At 71.9% G+C, this 20,727-nt stretch carries 15 protein-coding genes and 1 pseudogene; 6 read left to right on the top strand and 10 right to left on the bottom strand.

Going from position 1 to position 20,727, the window contains the following annotated elements; all coding sequences use genetic code 11:
* Positions 1–335: 335 nt before the first annotated feature.
* The 5 genes from rbsD to QF032_RS14715 all read right to left on the bottom strand — a co-directional run bounded on the left by rbsD (position 336) and on the right by QF032_RS14715 (position 6,366).
* A complete protein-coding gene (gene rbsD, locus QF032_RS14735) occupies positions 336–725 on the bottom strand; it encodes a D-ribose pyranase (protein ID WP_307056188.1) in 390 nt (129 codons plus the stop codon).
* Positions 722–1,648 carry a ribokinase gene (locus QF032_RS14730; RefSeq protein WP_307056187.1) on the bottom strand — a complete coding sequence of 309 codons (927 nt, stop codon included), beginning with the start codon at positions 1,646–1,648 and terminating at the stop codon, positions 722–724. The genes rbsD and QF032_RS14730 overlap by 4 nt, the downstream gene beginning before the upstream one ends.
* A gap of 74 nt (positions 1,649–1,722) precedes the next feature.
* The gene (locus QF032_RS14725; RefSeq protein ID WP_307056186.1) at positions 1,723–3,678 is read right to left on the bottom strand and encodes an ABC transporter permease/substrate-binding protein; all 1,956 of its coding nucleotides are present in this window, start codon (positions 3,676–3,678) and stop codon (positions 1,723–1,725) included.
* Positions 3,668–5,263: a sugar ABC transporter ATP-binding protein gene (locus QF032_RS14720; RefSeq protein ID WP_307056185.1), complete on the bottom strand. Its 1,596-nt coding sequence runs from the start codon at positions 5,261–5,263 to the stop codon at positions 3,668–3,670. Before QF032_RS14720 ends, QF032_RS14725 begins: the two co-directional genes overlap by 11 nt.
* A complete protein-coding gene (locus QF032_RS14715; RefSeq protein ID WP_307056184.1) occupies positions 5,260–6,366 on the bottom strand; it encodes a LacI family DNA-binding transcriptional regulator in 1,107 nt (368 codons plus the stop codon). Before QF032_RS14715 ends, QF032_RS14720 begins: the two co-directional genes overlap by 4 nt.
* A 298-nt stretch (positions 6,367–6,664) precedes the next feature.
* On the opposite strand from QF032_RS14715, the gene QF032_RS14710 reads away from it, so the two are divergent.
* From QF032_RS14710 to QF032_RS14700, 3 genes and pseudogenes are all read left to right on the top strand, one after another.
* Entirely contained in the window at positions 6,665–6,991 is a 327-nt protein-coding gene (locus tag QF032_RS14710; protein ID WP_306952197.1) for a hypothetical protein, read from the top strand.
* Positions 6,992–7,089: 98 nt separating this feature from the next.
* Positions 7,090–9,352: pseudogene (gene recD2, locus QF032_RS14705) on the top strand (SF1B family DNA helicase RecD2).
* Between the two features lie 240 nt (positions 9,353–9,592).
* Positions 9,593–10,891, top strand: coding sequence for a citrate synthase (locus QF032_RS14700; protein WP_307043109.1), 1,299 nt, complete (start codon positions 9,593–9,595; stop codon positions 10,889–10,891).
* A 994-nt stretch (positions 10,892–11,885) separates the two neighbouring features.
* On the opposite strand, the gene QF032_RS14695 is transcribed toward QF032_RS14700, so the two are convergent.
* Together QF032_RS14695 and QF032_RS14690 are read right to left on the bottom strand one after the other, a co-directional pair.
* Positions 11,886–14,135: a heavy metal translocating P-type ATPase gene (locus QF032_RS14695; protein WP_307056183.1), complete on the bottom strand. Its 2,250-nt coding sequence runs from the start codon at positions 14,133–14,135 to the stop codon at positions 11,886–11,888.
* 112 nt (positions 14,136–14,247) lie between these two features.
* Entirely contained in the window at positions 14,248–14,487 is a 240-nt protein-coding gene (locus tag QF032_RS14690; RefSeq protein WP_306952200.1) for a heavy-metal-associated domain-containing protein, read from the bottom strand.
* 235 nt (positions 14,488–14,722) lie between these two features.
* Here QF032_RS14690 and QF032_RS14685 point away from each other — a divergent pair, with 235 nt between their 5' ends.
* Complete coding sequence (locus tag QF032_RS14685) at positions 14,723–15,766, top strand: zinc-dependent alcohol dehydrogenase family protein (protein ID WP_306952201.1); 1,044 nt, start codon at positions 14,723–14,725, stop codon at positions 15,764–15,766.
* Between the two features lie 141 nt (positions 15,767–15,907).
* On the opposite strand, the gene QF032_RS14680 is transcribed toward QF032_RS14685, so the two are convergent.
* From QF032_RS14680 to QF032_RS14670, 3 genes are all read right to left on the bottom strand, one after another.
* On the bottom strand, positions 15,908–16,108 hold the full coding sequence (locus QF032_RS14680; protein WP_307056182.1) for a helix-turn-helix transcriptional regulator: 201 nt from the start codon (positions 16,106–16,108) through the stop codon (positions 15,908–15,910).
* A gap of 581 nt (positions 16,109–16,689) precedes the next feature.
* A complete protein-coding gene (locus tag QF032_RS14675) occupies positions 16,690–17,523 on the bottom strand; it encodes a helix-turn-helix domain-containing protein (protein WP_307060256.1) in 834 nt (277 codons plus the stop codon).
* A 274-nt stretch (positions 17,524–17,797) separates the two neighbouring features.
* Positions 17,798–18,715: a sugar phosphate isomerase/epimerase family protein gene (locus QF032_RS14670; RefSeq protein ID WP_307043105.1), complete on the bottom strand. Its 918-nt coding sequence runs from the start codon at positions 18,713–18,715 to the stop codon at positions 17,798–17,800.
* A 174-nt stretch (positions 18,716–18,889) separates the two neighbouring features.
* Between QF032_RS14670 and iolC the strand changes: the two genes are divergently transcribed.
* Both iolC and QF032_RS14660 read left to right on the top strand, forming a co-directional pair.
* Entirely contained in the window at positions 18,890–19,840 is a 951-nt protein-coding gene (gene iolC / locus QF032_RS14665; protein ID WP_306952204.1) for a 5-dehydro-2-deoxygluconokinase, read from the top strand.
* A complete protein-coding gene (locus QF032_RS14660; protein WP_306952205.1) occupies positions 19,837–20,721 on the top strand; it encodes a Cgl0159 family (beta/alpha)8-fold protein in 885 nt (294 codons plus the stop codon). Before iolC ends, QF032_RS14660 begins: the two co-directional genes overlap by 4 nt.
* Positions 20,722–20,727 lie beyond the last annotated feature (6 nt).

Below are 20,727 nucleotides of genomic sequence, written 5' to 3'. Positions count from 1 at the left end.
AGCGGGGTAGGCGGTCCAGCAGCCAGGTGCACGGCATGACAAGTGATGCAATGAGCCCGGGAGGTGTTTGATGCATCCGGCATGTGCCTTTGGCCCGTTCTGCTCGCTCCGCTGTTCGCACCGCTGCGGGGCGTCGGAAGGGCTGCCAGAAATTTCCGGAAGCCGTGCAACCCTTCCGCAACTCCGCGTGTCATACGTGGCGTCAGGGCTTCTGGAGGGGGATCCGGGGGGATCGCGGGGGTTCTGGTACGGAGGGGAAAAGCCGAGGGGGCCTGGTCCACGGACCAGGCCCCCTCGAAGCTTCACGCCGGGCCGGCAGGTCCCGTCGGCGGGTCTCAGAAGAAGACCCCACACCTGAGCAGCACGTTCGCGTACGGCCGTGCCTCGCCCGTGCGGACGACCAGTCGGGCTCCCGCCGACAGCTCCTTCAGCTCCTCGTGCGAGACGTACGACAGTGCCGGGAAGCGGTCCGCCAGCAGCCCGGCCGCCGCCGGGTTCGCCTCCCGGACCTCCTCCGCCGCCGTCGCCCCCTCCACGACCAGTTCGTCGAGCAGCCCGTCGACCACCTCCGCGAACGAGGGAATCCCCGCCCGGAAGGCGAGGTCGACGACCCGGGGCCCGTCCGGTATCGGCATGCCGGCGTCGCACACCAGCACCCCGTCGCCGTGCCCCAACTCGGCCAGCGACCCGGCGAGATGACGGTTGAGGATCCCGGCCTTCTTCACCGGACCTCACCGTCCCCGGAAGCGAGCGCCTCGACCTCGTCCGCCGTCGGGAACGACTCCTGCGCGCCACGCCGGGTCACGGCGACCGCCCCGACCCGCGCGGCGTACGCCGCGGCCTCGGCCAGGGACGAGCCCGTGCCCAGCTTCCACGCCAACGCCGCCGTGAAGGAGTCGCCCGCACCCGTCGTGTCCACGGCGTCCACCATCACGGACGCGATCCGGGCGACGCCCTCCGCGGTCGCCACCAGCGCGCCTTCCGAACCCAGCGTCACGACCACGGACTTCGGCCCCCTGGCGAGCAGGGTCCGCGCCCAGTCCTCGGGGGCACCGCCGGGGCACTCCTCGCCGAGGATCACCTTCGCCTCGTGCTCATTGACGATCAGGGTGTCGCAGGCCGCGAGCAGCACGGCGGGCAGCGGACGCGGCGGGGAGGGGTTCAGCACGAAGAGGCTGCCCGGCTCCAGGCTCGCCGCGACCGCCACGACCGTCTCCAGCGGGATCTCCAGCTGTGCCGACACCACCCGGGAGGACCGCAGGAGGCGGTCGGCGTTCTGGACGTCCGCCGGCGTCAGCCGGCCGTTCGCGCCCGGTGAGACGACGATGCTGTTGTCGCCCGACGGGTCCACCGTGATCAGTGCGACGCCGGTCGGCGCCCCGCCCACCAGGACGCCCGCCGTGTCGACCCCGGCCGCCCGCTGCGAGTCGAGCAGCAGCCGGCCGTGCGCGTCGTCGCCGACCCGGGCCAGCAGGGCCGTACGCGCGCCGAGACGGGCCGCCGCGACGGCCTGGTTGGCACCCTTGCCACCGGGGTGGACCGCCAGGTCGCCGCCGAGCACCGTCTCTCCGGCGCCCGGACGCCGCTCGACGTCGATCACCAGGTCGGCGTTGGCCGACCCCACGACCAGAAGGTCGTAGTCGTACATGAAGTGACTCCCCTGAAACGTGACGTGAGGCGGGCGGTCCCGAGAAGGGTGACCGCCCGCCTTCGTGTTCGATGTCAGCCGCTGAACCCGGCCACGTTCGCCTTCGTGACCACCTTCACCGGCACCTTCACCGTCTCCTCGACCTTCTTGCCCTGCAGCGCCTTCACCGCGTTGTCCACGGCGATCTTCCCGAGCTGTGACGGCTGCTGCGCCACGGACGCGTACAGCGTGCCCTGTTCAACGGCCTTCAGCCCGTCCGGAGTTCCGTCGAAGCCGACGACCTGGACCGACGTGCCGGCCTTCGCGCCGAGCGCCTTGATAGCGCCGAGCGCCATCTCGTCGTTGGCGGCGATGACGCCCTGCACGTCCGGGTGGGCCTGGAGCAGGTTCGACATCACGTCGAGTCCCTTGGTGCGGTCGAAGTCGGCCGGCTGCTGGGCGAGCACCCGGATGCCCGGGTAGGCCTTCAGCCCCTTGGCGAAGCCCTCCGCCCGCTCCCGGGCCGCCGACGTGCCGGCCTGGCCCTGGAGGATCACGATCTTGCCGGTGCCGCCCAGCTTCTCGGCGACCGTCTTCGCGGCCAGCTCGCCGCCCGCCACGTTGTCGGAGGCGACCAGCGCGTCCACCGTGGCCTTGTTGACGCCCCGATCGACCGCGATGACCGGGATCTTCGCCTTGTCGGCGGCCTTCACCGAGTTGCCCGCCGCGTCCGAGTCCACCGGGTTGACGATGATCGAGTCGAGGCCCGAACTGGTGAAGTTCTGCAGCTGGTTGGCCTGCTGCGAGGCGTCGTTCTGCGCGTCGGTGACCGTCAGGTCCACGCCCAGCTTCTTCGCCTCGGTCTTCGCGCCCGCCTGGATCTGCACGAAGAACGGGTTGTTCAGCGTGGACAGCGCCAGACCGATCCGCGGGTTCGCGGTCGACGAACCGCCGCCGTGCAGGAACGAGGTCGCGCCCACGATCGCCACGGTGACGACCGCCGCGAGTCCGTACGTCGCCGTCTGCCGGCCCTTGCTCCCGCCCGAGCCGGTCCCGGCCGCCACCGGGGTCGCCCCCGCCTTGCGGCGCACGGTGTCGAGCAGCACCGCCAGCGCGATGACCACACCGATGACGACCTGCTGCCAGAAGGCCGAGACCGACAGCAGGTTCAGGCCGTTGCGCAGCACCGCGAGGATCAGCGCGCCGATCAGGGTGCCGGAGGCCTTGCCCGTGCCACCCGCGAGGGAGGCGCCGCCGATGACGACCGCGGCGATCGCGTCGAGCTCGTAGCCGTCGGCGGCCTGCGGCTGCGCCGAGGACAGCCGGGCGGCGAGCACGACGCCCGCCACCGCCGCGAACACCCCGGACAGCGCGTAGATGGCGAGCTTCTGCTTCTTCACCCGCAGACCCGACAGCCGGGCCGCCTCCTCGTTGCCGCCGATCGCGTACATCGAACGGCCGATGTACGTGCGGCCCAGCACGAACGCGGCGAGCAGACCCATGACGATCATGACGAGCACCGGCGCCGGCAGCCAGCCGCCGAGCGTGTCGCCGAGGTGCGAGACCGAGTCGGGGAAGGCGATCGGGGAGCCCTCGGAGATCACCAGTGACAGACCGCGCGCCACGGACAGCATCGCGAGCGTCGCGATGAACGGCGGCAGCTTGCCGTACGCGATGAGGAAACCGTTCACCAGACCGGCCGCGATGCCGGTGGCGACGGCCAGCACCACGGCCAGTGCCACCGGCACGCCGTGCTGGGTCGCGCTCCAGGCGAGCACGGTGGCCGACAGCGCCGCCACCGAGCCGACCGACAGGTCGATGCCCGCCGCGACGATCACGAAGGTCACGCCGAAGGCGAGGATGGCGGTCACGGCCGCCTGGACGCCCACGTTGAGCAGGTTGTCCGTGGTCAGGAAGTCGCCCGACAGCGCCGACATGGCGATGACGAGGACGATCAGCGCGGTGAGCGCGCCGTTGTCGAGGAGCAGACGGCGGACCGCCGCGGCACCGCCACCGGCGCCCGTCGAGCTCAGATGCGTGTCAGCGGCCACGGCCGGCCTCCACTTCAGTTGTCGGAGGGTTGTCAGGGGTACTGGGGGTACTGGAGGTATGAGGGGTGTCAGGGGTACCGGGGGTGCCAGAGGCACCGGGGGTGCTCACGGCCAGGGCCATCACGGTGTCCTGGCTCGCGTCCTGCGCCGACAGCTCGCCCGCGATCCGGCCCTGGGCCATCACCAGCACCCGGTCGCTCATGCCGAGCACCTCGGGCAGATCGCTGGAGATCATCAGGACGGCGGCCCCGGCGGCCGTCAGCTCGTTGATCAGCTGGTAGATCTCGACCTTCGCGCCGACGTCGATGCCGCGCGTCGGCTCGTCGAGGATCAGCACCCTGGTGTCGGCCAGCAGCCACTTGCCGATGACGACCTTCTGCTGGTTGCCCCCGGACAGGGTGCGCACCTGCTGGCCGAGCCCGGCCATCCGCACGCCGAGCTGCCCGGCGATCCGCGCCGCCGCCTCGTGCTGACCCTTGAGGTCCACCAGCCCGCCACGGGTCGCGGCCCGCATGGTCACGAGCCCGAGGTTCTCCTCGACCGACTGGTCGAGCACCAGCCCCTGGCCCTTGCGGTCCTCGGGCACGAGCCCGATCCCGGCGGCCATCGCGGCCGTCACGTCGTACCCGGGCAGCCGGGCGCCCCCGACCCGCACGGCGCCACGGTCGTACGGGTCCGCCCCGAAGACGGCCCGTACCACTTCGGTACGACCCGCGCCGACCAGCCCCGCGATGCCGACGACCTCTCCGGCGTGCACCTCGAAGCTGACGTCGTGGAAGACGCCGTCCCGGGTCAGCCCCTCGACGGACAGCAGAGCGGCCCCCGTCTCGGCGCGCTGCCTCGGGTACTGCTGCTCGATGGAACGGCCCACCATGAGCCGGACGAGCTCGTCCTCGGGCGTCGTGGCGGGCACCTGGCCGACCGACTTCCCGTCCCGGATGACCGTGACCCGGTCGCCGAGGGCGGCGATCTCCTCCAGGTGATGCGTGATGAAGACGATGCCGACGCCGTCCTCGCGCAGCCTGCGCACGATGGCGAAGAGCTTGTCGACCTCCTCGGAGGTCAGCACGGCGGTCGGCTCGTCCATGATCAGCACGCGGGCGTCCAGGCTGAGCGCCTTGGCGATCTCGACCATCTGCAGCCGGGCGATGCCGAGCTCCCGCACGCACGCGCGCGGCGACACGTTCACCCCGACCCGCTCCAGCAGGACGGCGGCGTCCGCCTCCATCTTCTTCCGGTCGATCATCCCGAACCGGCGGGGCTGCCGTCCCAGGAAGATGTTCTCGGCGACCGTCAGATCGGGGACGAGGTTGAACTCCTGGTAGATGGTGGCGATACCGAGGCGTGCGGCGGCCTGCGCGTCGTGGATGCGCACCTCCTCGCCGCCGGCCAGGATCCGCCCGGCGTCGGGCGTGTAGGCGCCGGAGAGCATCTTGATGAGGGTGCTCTTGCCCGCGCCGTTCTCGCCGAGCAGCACATGCACCTCGCCCCGCCGCAGGTCGAAGTCGACGCTGTCGAGCGCGACCACGCCGGGGAAGGTCTTGCGTATGCCCTCGATGCGCAGCAACTCGTCCGGGTCGCTCACGTCTGGCTCCTGTTCGTTACGGGGGACGTCTCCTGGGAGGCGGGGAACTCCTCGGGAGCGGGCGGCTCCTGGGAGGCGGGGAACTCCCGCGGAGCGGGCGGCCCTTGAGAGGCGGGCTCGCCGCACGAGCGGCGCACGACGAGACGGGCGGCGAAGGTGACGGACCGGGGCGGCCGCCCCTCGATGCGGTCGACGAGCGCCCGCACGGCGGCCCGGCCGAGCTCGCCGGTCGGCTGGGCGATCGCCGTGACCGGCGGGTCGGTGTGCACGAACCACGGGATGTCGTCGAACGCGGCGAGCGCCAGGTCGTCCGGCACGCGCAGCCCGCGCGCGCGTACGGCGTCCAGCGCGCCCAGTGCCATCAGGTTGTCGGCGGCGAACACGACCTCGGGCGGCTCGGGCAGGTCGAGGAAACCCTCGGTGACCCGCCGCCCGCTCTCCGCCTGGAAGTCGCCCTGCCCGATGTAGGCGTCGGGGAGGGGAAGGCCGTACTCGGCGAGGGCGGCCCGGAACGCGTCGACGCGCTCGCTGCCGGTGGTGGTGGCCGCCGGGCCCGCGATGATGGCGAGCCGCCGGTGTCCGAGCCCGTGCAGATGCGCCACGAGGTCGCGCACGGCGGCCGCTCCGTCCGCCCGCACCACGGGCACGTCGACGCCCGGGATCCACCGGTCGACGAACACCATCGGGGTGCCCCCGCGCGCGGCGTCCAGCATCAGCGGCGAGCCGCCGTCGGTGGGGGAGACGAGGAGCCCGTCGATGCGGCGGTCCAGCAGGGTGCGCACATGGTGGTCCTGCAGGTCGGGCCGCTCGTCGGCGTTGCCGATGATGACGCTGTAACCGAGCGCGCGGGCCGCCTCCTCGACGGAGCGGGCCAGTTCGGTGAAGTAGGGGTTCATCACGTCGCTGATGACGAGGCCGAGGGTGTGGGTCTGGTCGGTGCGCAGCGACCGGGCCACGGCGTTCGGGCGGTAGCCCAGCGTCTGCACGGCGGCCAGCACGCGCGTGCGTGCGTCCGCGCTGACCGACGGATGGTCGTTCAGGACGCGGGACACCGTGGCGACGGAGACCCCCGCCTCGGCAGCGACGTCCTTGATGCTCGCCATCGCCGTGCCACCTCCTTGTGGACTCGGGTCGTGTGTACGGGGGACGCGTCGGGGAATCGCCGCATGGAGCCATGCGTGGAGCAGTGCGTGGATCCATGCGTGGAATCGATTACATCGACGTGCACGGAGGAATGGAATCGATTACACGAGCCGGAATCAACCCCTCCGCCCCATCCCGCAACCGGATCGTGATGTGCGGCCCCCTGGGGGACGCCTGGCGCGTCCGGGGGCCTGTCCTAGGCTGCCCCTGTCCGTCGCGGGTGACATGCCCGCGCCAGCCGACAGGGGAGTAGTGGACATGCGCGCAGGCCGGATACTCGCAGCGACGATCGGGGCCGCCGCCCTGGGACTCGGGACCACCATCGTCGTCGCGACCCCCGCGTCCGCGGCGAGCTGCACCGCCAAGGCCCTCGAGACCGTCGTCATCCGGGCCACGAAGAGCACCGGCGGCACGGGCCTCGCCCAGCTCAACAAGGGCCAGAGCGCGCCGGCGGACTGCACGATGTACTACGGGACCTCCTCTTACGAGAAGTGCGGCATCGTCAGCAAGCGCTGGGTGAAGGTCACGAGGAGCGGTGTCACCGGTTACGTGGTCGGTACCTGCGTGATCGTCGACAGGGACTGACCCCGGCTGCCCGCCGGACCGGGCTGTCGTCGCCCGCCGGGCCGTGCAGTCGGTTCCGGGCGGACCGGGTTGTCGGTGCCGGGCGGTACGGTCGGTTCATGTCCCAACAGACGGGGGCCGCCCAGGCGGCGGGCGAGCGGCGGACGGCCACGCTGGAAGGCGTGCTCGAGCGCATCACGTACGCCAACGAGGAGAACGGCTACACGGTCGCCCGCGTCGACACCGGCCGGGGCGCCGGCGACCTCCTCACGGTCGTGGGCGCGCTCCTCGGCGCCCAGGTCGGCGAGTCCCTGCGCATGGAGGGCCGTTGGGGCTCCCACCCGCAGTACGGCAAGCAGTTCACCGTCGAGAACTACACGACCGTGCTGCCCGCCACCGTCCAGGGCATCCGCCGCTACCTGGGATCGGGCCTGGTCAAGGGCATCGGTCCGGTCTTCGCCGACCGCATCACCCGGCACTTCGGCGTGGACACCCTGAAGATCATCGAGGAGGAGCCCAAGCGGCTCGTCGAGGTCCCCGGCCTCGGCCCCAAGCGCACCAAGAAGATCGCCGACGCCTGGGAGGAACAGAAGGCGATCAAGGAGGTCATGCTCTTCCTGCAGACCGTCGAGGTCTCCACCTCCATCGCGGTGCGCATCTACAAGAAGTACGGCGACGCCTCCATCTCCGTGGTGAAGAACCAGCCCTACCGGCTCGCCGCCGACGTCTGGGGCATCGGCTTCCTCACCGCCGACAAGATCGCCCAGTCCGTCGGCATCCCGCACGACAGCCCCGAGCGGGTCAAGGCGGGCCTCCAGTACGCGCTGTCCCAGGCCACCGACCAGGGCCACTGCTACCTCCCCGAGGAGCGGCTGATCGCCGACGCCGTCAAGCTGCTCCAGGTCGACACCGGCCTGGTCATCGAGTGCCTCGCCGCCCCTCGCCGAGCCCTCGGAGGCGGGCGAGGACCCGGGAGTCGTCCGGGAGAAGGTCCCGGGCCCGGACGGCGCGGCGGAACCCGTCACGGCGGTCTACCTGGTCCCCTTCCACCGGGCCGAACTCTCCCTCTCCGCCCAGCTGTTGCGGCTGCTGCGCACCGACGAGGACCGGATGCCGGCCTTCCGTGACGTGTCCTGGGACAAGGCCCTGGCGTGGCTGAAGTCCCGTACGCGCGTGGAGCTCGCGCCCGAGCAGGAGGCGGCCGTCAAGCTGGCGTTGACCGAGAAGGTGGCCGTGCTGACCGGCGGCCCCGGCTGCGGCAAGTCGTTCACCGTCCGCTCGATCGTGGAGCTGGCCCGCGCGAGGAAGGCGAAGGTCGTGCTGGCGGCGCCCACCGGCCGGGCCGCCAAGCGGCTCGCCGAGCTGACCGGCGCGGAGGCGTCCACCGTCCACCGCCTGCTGGAGCTCAAGCCCGGCGGTGACGCGGCCTACGACCGCGACCGCCCATTGGACGCCGACCTGGTGGTGGTCGACGAGGCGTCGATGCTGGATCTGCTCCTCGCCAACAAGCTGGTCAAGGCCGTGCCGCCGGGCGCGCACCTGCTCTTCGTCGGGGACGTCGACCAGCTGCCCAGCGTCGGCGCGGGCGAGGTGCTGCGCGATCTGCTGGCCGACGGCGGTCCGATCCCGGCGGTGCGGCTCACGCGCGTGTTCCGCCAGGCGCAGCAGTCGGGCGTGGTGACCAACGCGCACCGCATCAACGCCGGACAGCACCCGGTCACCGACGGCATGAAGGACTTCTTCCTCTTCGTCGAGGACGACACCGAGGAGACCGGCCGCCTCACGGTGGACGTGGCCGCCCGGCGCATCCCGGCCAAGTTCGGCCTGGACCCGCGCCGGGACGTGCAGGTGCTGGCGCCCATGCATCGCGGCCCGGCCGGCGCCGGCGCCCTCAACGGCCTTCTCCAGCAGGCCGTCACGCCCGGCCGCCCCGACGTGCCCGAGAAGCGATTCGGCGGCCGGGTCTTCCGCGTCGGCGACAAGGTCACCCAGATCCGCAACAACTACGACAAGGGGGAGAACGGGGTCTTCAACGGCACCGTGGGCGTGGTGACCTCGCTCGATCCCGTCGACCAGCGGCTCACGGTGCTGACCGACGAGGACGAGGAGGTCCCCTACGAGTTCGACGAGCTGGACGAGCTGGCCCATGCGTACGCGGTGACCATCCACCGGTCCCAGGGAAGTGAATATCCCGCGGTGGTGATCCCCGTCACCACCGGAGCGTGGATGATGCTGCAGCGGAATCTTCTGTACACGGCCGTCACCCGCGCGAAAAAGCTGGTCGTCCTCGTCGGCTCCCGCAAGGCGATCGGCCAGGCGGTGCGCACGGTGTCGGCGGGCCGCCGCTGCACGGCCCTGGACTTCCGGCTCGCGGGCCGGTGACCTGAGCGGTCCGTGGGGCGGCGCGGGGCGGCGAAAAAATGATCGATCAAATGAGTCACGAAGGTCACAGAGCACTTCCCAGGCCGTGACCAAGGCGGCAGGATGAGCTAGTTGGCGGCACTGAGTGCCGTCGATAAGCCCAATGGTCGACCCCGAGTGCACTCTCGTGCGCCAAATGGGGGATGGTAGAGACAGTCAGGGCAACCTCGAAGAAGAGGCACAACGTCGGTGAGGGATGACGTGAGCGAGCACACCAACAATGCTGTAGTACTGCGGTACGGCGACGGCGAGTACACCTACCCGGTGATCGACAGCACCGTCGGCGACAAGGGCTTCGACATCGGGAAGCTCCGCGCCCAGACCGGTCTGGTGACCCTGGACAGCGGCTACGGCAACACCGCCGCCTATAAATCCGCCATCACCTACCTTGACGGCGAGCAGGGCATCCTCCGGTACCGCGGCTACCCGATCGAGCAGCTGGCCGAGCGGTCGACCTTCCTCGAGGTCGCCTACCTCCTGATCAACGGCGAGCTGCCGACCGTCGACGAGCTCACCGTCTTCCAGAGCGACATCACGCAGCACACCCTGCTGCACGAGGACGTCAAGAACTTCTACCGCGGTTTCCCGCGCGACGCGCACCCGATGGCCATGCTGTCGTCGGTGGTCTCCGCGCTGTCCACGTTCTACCAGGACAGCCACAACCCGTTCGACGAGAAGCAGCGCAACCTCTCCACCATCCGGCTGCTCGCCAAGCTTCCGACGATCGCCGCGTACGCCTACAAGAAGTCGATCGGCCACCCGTTCGTCTATCCGCGCAACGACCTCGGCTACGTCGAGAACTTCCTGCGCATGACGTTCTCCGTGCCGGCCCAGGAGTACGACCTCGACCCGGTCGTCGTCTCCGCGCTCGACAAGCTGCTGATCCTGCACGCGGACCACGAGCAGAACTGCTCCACGTCCACGGTCCGCCTGGTCGGTTCGTCCCAGGCCAACATGTTCGCGTCGATCTCGGCCGGCATCTCCGCCCTGTGGGGCCCGCTGCACGGCGGCGCCAACCAGTCCGTGCTGGAGATGCTCGAGGGCATCCAGGCCAACGGCGGCGACGTCGACTCCTTCATCCGCAAGGTGAAGAACAAGGAGGACGGCGTCCGCCTGATGGGCTTCGGCCACCGGGTGTACAAGTCCTTCGACCCGCGCGCCAAGATCATCAAGGCGGCCGCGCACGACGTCCTCTCCGCCCTCGGCAAGTCCGACGAACTGCTGGACATCGCCCTGAAGCTGGAGGAGCACGCGCTCTCCGACGACTACTTCGTCTCGCGCAACCTCTACCCCAACGTCGACTTCTACACCGGCCTCATCTACCGGGCCATGGGCTTCCCGACCGAGATGTTCACGGTCCTCTTCGCCCTCGGCCGCCTCCCGGGCTGGATCGCCCAGTGGCACGAGATGATCAAGGAGCCGGGTTCCCGCATCGGCCGCCCGCGCCAGATCTACACCGGCGTGGTCGAGCGGGACTTCGTTCCCGTCGAGCAGCGCTAGCGCCTCCGGCGGGGGGCCGGGTCTCTACCGGGTGCCCCTCGCTTGTGATGTCCTGATGTTCGACTGCCCGGGCCTTTGTCCCGGGCAGTCGTGTGTCCGGGGCCAGGGCGGGGGGCCGGGGCCGGGCGTCAGGGGGCCTTGGGGTGCGTCGCCGAGTGCGGGTGGGTGGGGGCTGGTCGCGCAGTTCCCCGCGCCCCTTGGGTGGGGACGGTCGGCCGTGTTCGGGGGGTGCCCGCGCGTTCGTGGGGTGGGGACGTCGGCCGTGTTCGGGGGGTGCCCGCGCCCCTTGGGTGGGGACGTCGGCCGTGTTCGGGGGGTGGCCGCGCCCCTTGGGTGGGGACGGTCGGCCGCGCTCGAGAGGTGCCCGCGGGTGTTGGTGAGGAGCGGACGGGCGGTCTCGTTCGAAGGGTGTCCGCGTGCGGCTGCGTGCGGGCATACGGAAGGCGCCCCGGCGCCAGTCCCCCCACGGGCCGACGACCAGGGCGCCTTCCCATGTCCCGGTGCGGATTCCCCCCACGGGATCCGGCCGGGCGTTGTGAGGACAGCGCCTGAATTCGCTGTTTTCGTTACGATCTGCGGTTGTTGTGCCTGCGGTTGAGCAGAACGAGCAAAACTGCTCGTACTACCGCAGTGTGCGATCTGCCGGGACAGCGCACGCTGGGAGGGCCGCTCAAAGCTTCCCGGTGTGCGTGCCCCGGCAACGCATCTCTGAGGAAGTCCCCCAAGACATCCCCAGACGTCGGGGCACGCCCCCCAAGACGTTTCCCGACATCGTCAACTTAGACCTTCGAAGCCCTTCGATGGTTTCGTTCGCATCACTGTGATCTGTGTCTCTTGCATATGTCCGTTAGATGCGCAAGAGAACGGATACGGCGATAGGGGCCCAGGCGTAAGGATGATGCGCGAGCCTTGTGAAGAGCTTATGTGAGGTACGGGCAGGACTCCAGGGGTCTGGTCGAAAGGCCTGGGCGTACTCGGCGGTACGGTCCGGTCCTCACCTGAAGGCGCGCAGCCGCAGGCTGTTGGTGACGACGAACACCGACGAGAACGCCATCGCCGCCCCCGCGATCATCGGGTTCAGCAGGCCCGCCGCGGCCAGCGGCAGCGCCGCCACGTTGTACCCGAAGGCCCACACCAGGTTCCCCTTGATCGTGGCGAGCGTCCGCCGCGACAGCCGGATCGCGTCCGCGGCCACCCGCAGGTCCCCGCGCACCAGCGTCAGGTCGCTCGCCTCGATGGCCGCGTCGGTGCCCGTCCCCATGGCCAGTCCCAGGTCGGCGGTGGCGAGCGCGGCCGCGTCGTTGACCCCGTCCCCGACCATGGCGACGACCCGCCCCTCGTCCCGCAGCCGCCGCACGACGTCGACCTTGTCCTCCGGCAGCACCTCGGCGACGACCCGGTCGATCCCGACGGCCGCCGCGACCGCCTCCGCGACCGTCCGGTTGTCCCCGGTGAGCAGCACGGGCGTGAGCCCCAGCGCCCGCAGCTCCCGCACCGCCTCGGCGCTGGTCTCCTTGATCGCGTCGGCGACCGCGAGCACCCCGCGCGCCACGCCGTCCCACCCGGCGACGACGGCCGTCATGCCGTCCCGCTCGGCCGCGTCCCTGGCGCGCGCCAACTCCTCGGGCAGGGAGGCGAACAGGCGCCCCACGGCCACCTCGCGGCCCTCCACCAGCCCGCGCACACCCCGACCGGGCACGTTCTCGAACCGTTCCGCCGCCGGCAGCTCGCCGACCCGCTCCTCGGCGCCCGCGGCCACGGCCCGGGCGACCGGGTGCTCCGAGGCGTGCTCGAGGGCGCCCGCGAGCCGCAGCAGCAGCCGCTCGTCCACGCCATCGGCGACATACACGTCCTGGAGGGTCATCCGGCCGGTGGTGACGGTGCCGGTCTTGTCGAGCACGACGGTGTCGACGCGGCGCGTGGACTCCAGGACCTCCGGGCCCTTGATGAGGATGCCGAGCTGCGCGCCGCGCCCGGTGCCCACCATGAGCGCGGTGGGCGTGGCGAGCCCCAGCGCGCACGGGCAGGCGATGATCAGCACGGCGACGGCCGCCGTGAACGCGGCCACCGTGTCGCCCGTCGCCACGAGCCAGCCCCCGAAGCAGGCCAGCGCGAGCAGCAGCACCGCCGGCACGAAGACGCCGGAGATCCGGTCGGCCAGCCGCTGCACCTCGGCCTTGCCGGACTGCGCCTCCTCCACCAGCTGCGCCATGCGGGCGAGCCGGGTGTCCGCGCCGATCCGGGTCGCCTCGACGACCAGCCGGCCGCCGACGTTCACGGTGGCCCCGGTGACGGCGTCGCCCGGCGCGACGTCCACCGGCACGGACTCGCCGGTCAGCATGGAGGCGTCCACGGCGGACGTGCCCTGTACGACGGTCCCGTCGGTGGCGATCTTCTCGCCGGGCCGCACGACGAACCGGTCCCCGACCGCCAGCCGGTCGACGGGGATCCGCACCTCGCGCCCGTCCCGCAGCACGGCGACCTCCTTCGCGCCCAGCTCCATCAGCGCCCGCAGGGCCGCTCCCGCGCGCCGCTTCGAGCGGGCCTCGAGATAGCGGCCGAGCAGGATGAAGGCGGTCACGCCGGCGGCGACCTCGAGATAGATCGTCGAGGTGCCCTCCGTGCGGGAGACGGTCAGCTCGAAGGGGTGCCGCATGCCGGGCATCCCCGCGTCGCCGAAGAACAGCGCCCACAGCGACCAGCCGAGCGCGGCCAGCGTGCCGACGGAGACCAGGGTGTCCATGGTGGCCGCGCCGTGCCGCAGGTTCGTCCAGGCCGCCTTGTGCAGCGGCGCCCCGCCCCAGACCACCGCCGGGGCGGCGAGCGTCAGCGAGAGCCACTGCCAGTTGTCGAACTGGAAGGACGGGACCATCGCGAGCAGCACGACGGGCGCGGCGAGCAGGGCGGTGACGAGGAGTCGGTGCCGCAGGTCCGTCAGCTCGGGGTCCCGCGGCGCGTCGCCGGCGTCCCGCGGGGCCGGCTCGGGCGCGGGTTCCTCGGCCGTGTACCCGGTCTTCACCACGGTCGCGATCAGGTCGGCGACCTCGACGCCGGCCGGATAGCTGATCCGCGCCTTCTCGGTCGCGTAGTTGACCGTGGCGGCGACGCCGTCCATGCGGTTGAGCTTCTTCTCCACGCGTGCCGCGCAGGACGCGCAGGTCATCCCGCCGATCAGCAGCTCGACCTCGGAAGGGGGAGCGGCTGTCGCGGACTCGGCGGAGCTGGCGGTGGCGGTGCTGGTCATGTCCGTACTCCAGAAAACGGACCGGGCCGTACGGAACCAGTATCAGCTGGTCGGCACGGCCCGGTGGATGCCTCGGGATGGGAAAGCTGCTGCTCGGACCCGGCAGGCCTGCTCAGGCTCGGCCGGCCAGCTCGAAGCCGGCCTCGTCGACCGCGGCGCGCACGGCCTCCTCGTCGAGCGGGGCGGCGGAGACGACCGTGACCTCGCCGGTCGAGGCGACGGCCTTCACCGAGGTGACGCCGGCGAGCTCCGAGAGCTCGCCGGAGACGGCGCCCTCGCAGTGGCCGCAGCTCATGCCGCTCACCTGATAGACGGTGGTGACGGAGCCCGGGGTGTCGGTTGCAGCGGTCATGTCGTTCTCCTCGTAGCGGCGGATGGGGCGGGCCGGTCGTCGGTGCCGTGACCGGCTCGGTGGGCCTGCTGTTGTCGAGAGTATACCCCTAGGGGGTATGAACCCAAGGAGGGTGGCCGGTGCCGACGCCCGCCGCACCCGCACCCGCGTTCTCCTCGCGCCGGCCGCCCGGCGACGATGTACCCGCCGACGAGACGGCGGCGAGAACGGCACGAGAACGGCGACGGGAGCACGGATGCGAGCGGTGGTCTTCGAGCGGTACGGCGAACCGGCCGAGGTGCGTGAGGTGCCCGACCCCCGGCCCGCCCCCCATGGAGTGGTCGTGCGGGTGGAGGCCACCGGCCTGTGCCGCAGCGACTGGCACGGCTGGATGGGCCACGACCCGGACATCGCCCTGCCGCACGTGCCGGGTCACGAACTCGCCGGCGTCGTCGAGGAGGTCGGCGCGCTGGTCACCCTCCGACGGCCCGGCGACCGGGTCACCGTCCCCTTCGTGTGCGGCTGCGGCAGCTGCCCGTCCTGTGCGGCCGGCCACCACCAGGTGTGCGAACGCCAGACGCAGCCCGGCTTCACGCACTGGGGCTCCTACGCCCAGTACGTGGCCCTTGACCACGCCGACGTGAACCTGGTCGTGCTCCCCGACGACCTGTCGTACGCGACGGCCGCCTCCCTCGGCTGCCGGTTCGCCACCGCGTTCCGGGCGGTCGTGCGGCAGGGCCGGGTCGCGGCCGGGGAGTGGGTGGCGGTGCACGGCTGCGGAGGCGTGGGTCTGTCGGCCGTGATGATCGCGGCGGCGAGCGGGGCGCGGGTGGTGGCGGTGGACGTCTCTCCACAGGCCCTTGAGCTGGCGCGGACGTTCGGCGCGGCGGAGTGCGTGGACGCGGCCCGGGTGCCGGACACGGCCGAGGCGGTCCGTGAACTGACCGGGGGCGGCGCGCACCTCTCCCTGGACGCCCTCGGCTCCCCGGCCGTCTGCGCCGCCTCGGTGGGCGGCCTGCGCCGCCGCGGCCGTCATGTCCAGGTCGGCCTGCTGCCCTCCGCGGACGGCATGACGTCCGTGCCGCTGGCCCGTGCCGTCGCCCTGGAGCTGGAGATCCTGGGCAGCCACGGGATGGCGGCGCACGCCTACCCGGAGCTGCTGGAGCTGGTCCGGTCGGGTGTGCTGCGCCCCGACCTGCTGGTGACGTCCACGATCACGCTCGACGCCGCTCCGGCGGCGCTGGCGGCGTTGGGGGCGAGCCCGGGCGCGGGCATGACCGTCGTCGAGCCGTGGACCTGAGCGGACCAGCGGCTTGCGGACGTCCGCCCCCGGCAGATTCTCCGCCGGACTCTCCGGCGGCCTTTCCGGCGGCGTCCGGACAGTACGGTGCCCCACGTCAGGGGTGGGGCACAGAGCGGCGACCTCGGTCCCCTCGGGGGATCAGTTCGGCCCGCGGCCGCGGTTGCCCGGGCGGGAGGCGACCCAGGCTTTGACGGTGTCGGCGTACCAGTAGGGCTTGCCGCCCTCGACGTGGTCGGGCGGGGGCAGCAGTCCGTGCTTGCGGTAGGACCGTACGGTGTCCGGCTGCACCTTGATGTGCGCCGCGATCTCCTTGTAGGACCAGAGCCTTCGGTCGGTCATGAGCCGCACCTTCCCTGCGTGCGCGGGGCGGCGGCCGGGAGGCCGCCCGGGGGAGCCCGGCGCTGCGCTGGCGATCAACGAGCCTGTGCCCCGTGAACGAGGCGTGGTGACCAGACGGAGTCGACTGTTGACCGCGTGTGACACAAGGCCCGCGTACACGCGACATGTGTGACAGGAAGGGGGTGTTTGTGACACGAGTGACGCAATGGTCGGGCGGGGGATCCGCGCGGGGGCGCCCGCCGGTCTCCGGGTCCGGTCTCCGGGTCTGACCGCCTGGTCGGTCGTCGGGCCGGTCGCGGGGGCCGTCGCCGGGACCGTCCGCGCGGGAGGTCAGGAGACGGGCCGGGACCGTCCGCGCGGGAGGTCAGGAGACGGGCCGGGACCGTCCGCGCGGGAGATCAGGAGACGGGCCGGGCCCGCTGCGACAGGCCCGGCCCGACCCCGTTCCCCGCCATCCCCCCGGCACGTCCCCGTCGGCCGGACCGGCCGGATGCACCGCATGGGCCGGAGCAACCGCATGGGTCTGATCGGCCGGTTCGACCGGAACGACCGGATTCAACTGGCAGGACCCCAGCCTGTATTCAGCCAATGGGTCCGGTCTTGGAGAAATACGCACCCGGTCCGGACCAGCCACCGGCCGGTGTCGGCAGCAACAGGCTGGTCGCCTCGCCGCTCAGTCGGTCGGCCACCGGGGACACCGGTTCCGGCAGCCGCCTGGCCTGCGCGAACTGCCTCGGCGTGCATCCCGTCATCGCCTTGAACTCGCCGCTGAGATGGGCCTGGTCGTAGAAGCCGCACAGGGCCGCCGTCTCCGCCGCGCTCCGCCCCTCGGTGAGCAGCCGCCTGGCCCGCTGCAACCGCAGTACACGGGCCGCAGCCTTCGGGCCCAGCCCGATCTGCTCGCGGAAGCGGCTCTCCAGCTGCCGTACGCTCCAGCCGACCTCCTCGGCCAGCCGGGGGACCGGCAGCGCGCCGTCCGTGCGCACCAGCAGCGACCACGCCCGTGCCACCCGCTCCGAACCCGGCGCGGTCGCCCGCCGCCAGCGGTCGAACGTGTCGTCGAGCAGCGCGAACCGCCGCTCCCAGCACGGCAACGCGGCGAGAGCGGCGGTCAGTTCGCCGAGGGGCGAGCCGAGGGTGTGCGGCAGCTCGTCCGGATCCACCGTGCGGTCGACGAGCTCGTGCTGCGGGGTGCCGAACAGGGCGAACGCGGCCCACGGGGTCAGCAGCACCTCGATGCCCGAGAACCGTCCGCAGTGCTCCCCGACGGCGGGCGTGGTGGTGGGCCCGCAGTACACGCGGACGCGGGTCTCCGGCGCCTGCTCCGCCCGCCAGATCCGCACCGGCTCGTCGAACCCCAGCAGCAGGGTGGAGGCGCCGATGGGCGCCTCGAGCCGCCGCCGGGGGCGGGGCATCGCGAGCCGGATCCCGCGGTAGCTCATCACCCCCGGCCGCAGCCGTGGATGAGGAAACGCGGTGACGAACTCCCAGGATCCGCCCGGCCCTTGCCCGGACCGGGCGCGTACCACCCGTACAGCCATGGGCGCTTATGTTGCTCCAGCGCGCGCGGCACCGCCAGGGGTCCCACAGGACCGCCCCGATCCGCCCCGATCCGCCCCGACCTGGCGGGGGCCGGGGGCCGGGGTCGGAGCCGGGTCGGAGCCGGAGTCAGGGCCGGGCAGGTCCGCGTCAGGCCCCGCAGCTCCGCAGGAACGCCCGCGTGCGCTGCGCGATCGGCAGCGGGGTGTCCGGGGCGCACGGGTACATGTCCTGCTCGACGATCGCGAACAGGTCCACGTCCAGCTTCTGCGCCGCCTCCAGCACGGGCCCCAGCGCCGGCACGCCCGCGGGCGGCTCGCACATGACGCCCTGCGCCACGGCCGGCCCGAAGGGGGTCCCCTTGGCGCGCACGTCGGCCAGGATCTCGGGGTCGACCTGCTTGAGGTGCAGGTAGCCGATGCGCTCCCCGTACGTCTCGATCAGCTTGACGCTGTCGCCGCCGCAATAGGCGTAGTGGCCGGTGTCCAGGCACAGCGACACCAGGTCGGAGTCGGTGCCGTCCAGGAACCGGGCGACGTTCTCCTCGCTGTCGACGTGGGTGTCGGCGTGCGGGTGGACGACGATCCGCAGGCCGTACCGCTCCCGCACCTCCTTGCCCAGCCGCTCGGTCAGCGAGGTCAGGTTGCGCCACTGCTCGGGCGTGAGCGTGTCGGACTCCAGCACCTCGCCGGTCTTGTCGTCCCGCCAGAAGGACGGGATGACGACCAGGTGCCTCGCACCCATCGCCTGCGCGAGCACCGCGTTGTCGGCGACGTGCGCCCAGGTCTTCTCCCACACGGCCTCGCCGTGGTGCAGGCCGGTGAAGACCGTGCCCGCCGAGACCTTCAGGCCGCGCTTCGCCGTCTCCTCGGTGAGGACTGCGGGGTCGGTCGGCAGGTACCCGTAGGGGCCGAGCTCGATCCACTCGTAGCCGGACTGCGCCACCTCGTCGAGGAAGCGCTGCCACGGGACCTGGGCGGGATCGTCCGGGAACCAGACGCCCCAGCTGTCGGGGGCCGATCCGATCCGGATGCGGGAAAGTGAGGACTGAGGTGACAACGACGTCATGGCCGCCAGAGTGCGGTCTCACCGAAGGGGTGTCAAGGCCTGGTCCGAATGTCTGGACAAAACATTGACAGGGCCCGCCGTGCGGGGCTACAAAGCCTGAGAGCCGATACGGGACGTGTGCCGAGGGCATGCCGCGAGCGGCGTCACGGGGACGACCGACACGAAGGGAAGTCGATGGCGTACGACCTGATCACCATGGGGCGGATAGGGGTGGACCTCTATCCGCTGCAGACGGGCGTCCCGCTCCCGCAGGTCACGTCCTTCGGGAAGTTCCTGGGCGGATCGGCGACCAACGTGGCGGTCGCCGCGGCCCGTCTCGGCCGGTCCACGGCGGTGATCTCGCGCACCGGCGACGACCCCTTCGGCACCTATCTGCACGAGGCCCTGCGCGGCTTCGGCGTCGACGACCGCTGGGTGACGCCGGTGCCCGGCCTGCCGACGCCCGTCACCTTCTGCGAGGTCTTCCCGCCGGACGACTTTCCGCTGTACTTCTACCGGCAGCCCAAGGCGCCGGACCTGGAGATCGACGCCCACGAGCTCGACCTCGACGCCGTCCGCGAGGCCCGCGTCTTCTGGGTCACCGGCACCGGCCTGAGCGAGGAACCCAGCCGCACCGCGACCCTCGCCGCCCTCGCCCACCGCGACAAGGCCGGCGCCACGGTGTTCGACCTCGACTGGCGCCCGATGTTCTGGAGCGACCCCGACGCCGCCCGCCCGTTCTACGCCGAGGCCCTGAAGCACGCCACCGTCGCCGTCGGCAACCTCGACGAGGTGGAGGTGGCGACCGGCGTGCGCGAGCCCCGGGCGGCCGCGCAGGCGCTGCTGGACGCCGGCGTCGAGCTCGCCGTCGTCAAGCAGGGCCCCAAGGGCGTCCTCGCCGTCGACCGCACGGGTGCGTCCGCCGAGGTGCCGCCGCTGCCGGTGAACGTCCTGAACGGCCTCGGGGCCGGCGACGCCTTCGGCGGCTCCCTCTGCCACGGCCTGCTCGCGGGCTGGGACCTGGAGAAGACCATGCGGCACGCCAACGCCGCCGGCGCCATCGTCGCCTCCCGGCTGGAGTGCTCCTCGGCGATGCCGACGCCGGACGAAGTGGCCGCGGCGATCGAGGCGGGAGCCGTCCTGTGACCACCGTCGACGTCCTGGAACTCGTCCGCCTGCGCAGCCACCGCCCCGAGGCGATCGCCGAGGCCGCCGCCCGCCGCACCCGCAGGCCGCTGCTGGGCGACTCCGGCCGGCTGATGATCGTCGCCGCCGACCACCCGGCCCGCGGCGCGCTCGGCGTCGGCGGGCGCAAGCTGGCCATGGCCAACCGTGCCGACCTGCTGGAACGCCTCTGCCTCGCCCTGTCGCGCCCCGGCGTGGACGGCGTCCTCGCGACCGCCGACATCCTGGACGACCTGCTGCTGCTCGGCGCCCTCGACGGCAAGGTCGTCATGGGCTCCATGAACCGCGGCGGCCTTCAGGGCGCCGCCTTCGAACTCGACGACCGCTTCACCGGTCACCGCGCCGAGGACATCGAGCGGCTCAACTTCGACGCCGGCAAGCTGCTGCTGCGCCTCGACTACGACGACCCGGGCTCCCTCACCACGCTCGAGACCACCGCCCGTGCCGTCGACGACATGGCCGCCCGCGGACTCCCGCTCTTCGTCGAGCCGTTCATCAGCCGGCGCGGCCCCGACGGCAGGCTCGGCAACGACCTCTCCGCGGAGGCCGTCACCCGGTCGATCGCCATCGCCTCCGGGCTGGGCGGCACGTCGGCCTACACCTGGCTGAAGGTGCCCGTCACCGACAACCCCGACGACATGGCCGAGGTCATGCAGACGTCCACGCTCCCGGCCGTCCTGCTGGGCGGCGAGGTGGGCGACGACCAGGACGGCGCGTACGAGAAGTGGCGCGGGGCGCTGCAACTGCCCACCGTTCAGGGCCTGGTGGTCGGACGTTCGCTGCTGTACCCGGCGGACGGGGACGTCGCCGCCGCCGTGGACACCGCCGTAGGACTGCTGTGAGGACCG

The organism is Streptomyces achromogenes (genome assembly GCF_030816715.1).
GTDB lineage: Bacteria > Actinomycetota > Actinomycetes > Streptomycetales > Streptomycetaceae > Streptomyces > Streptomyces achromogenes_A.
The sequence above is the reverse complement of the archived record's forward strand: the minus strand, read 5'-3'. Positions and strand labels throughout refer to the sequence as shown.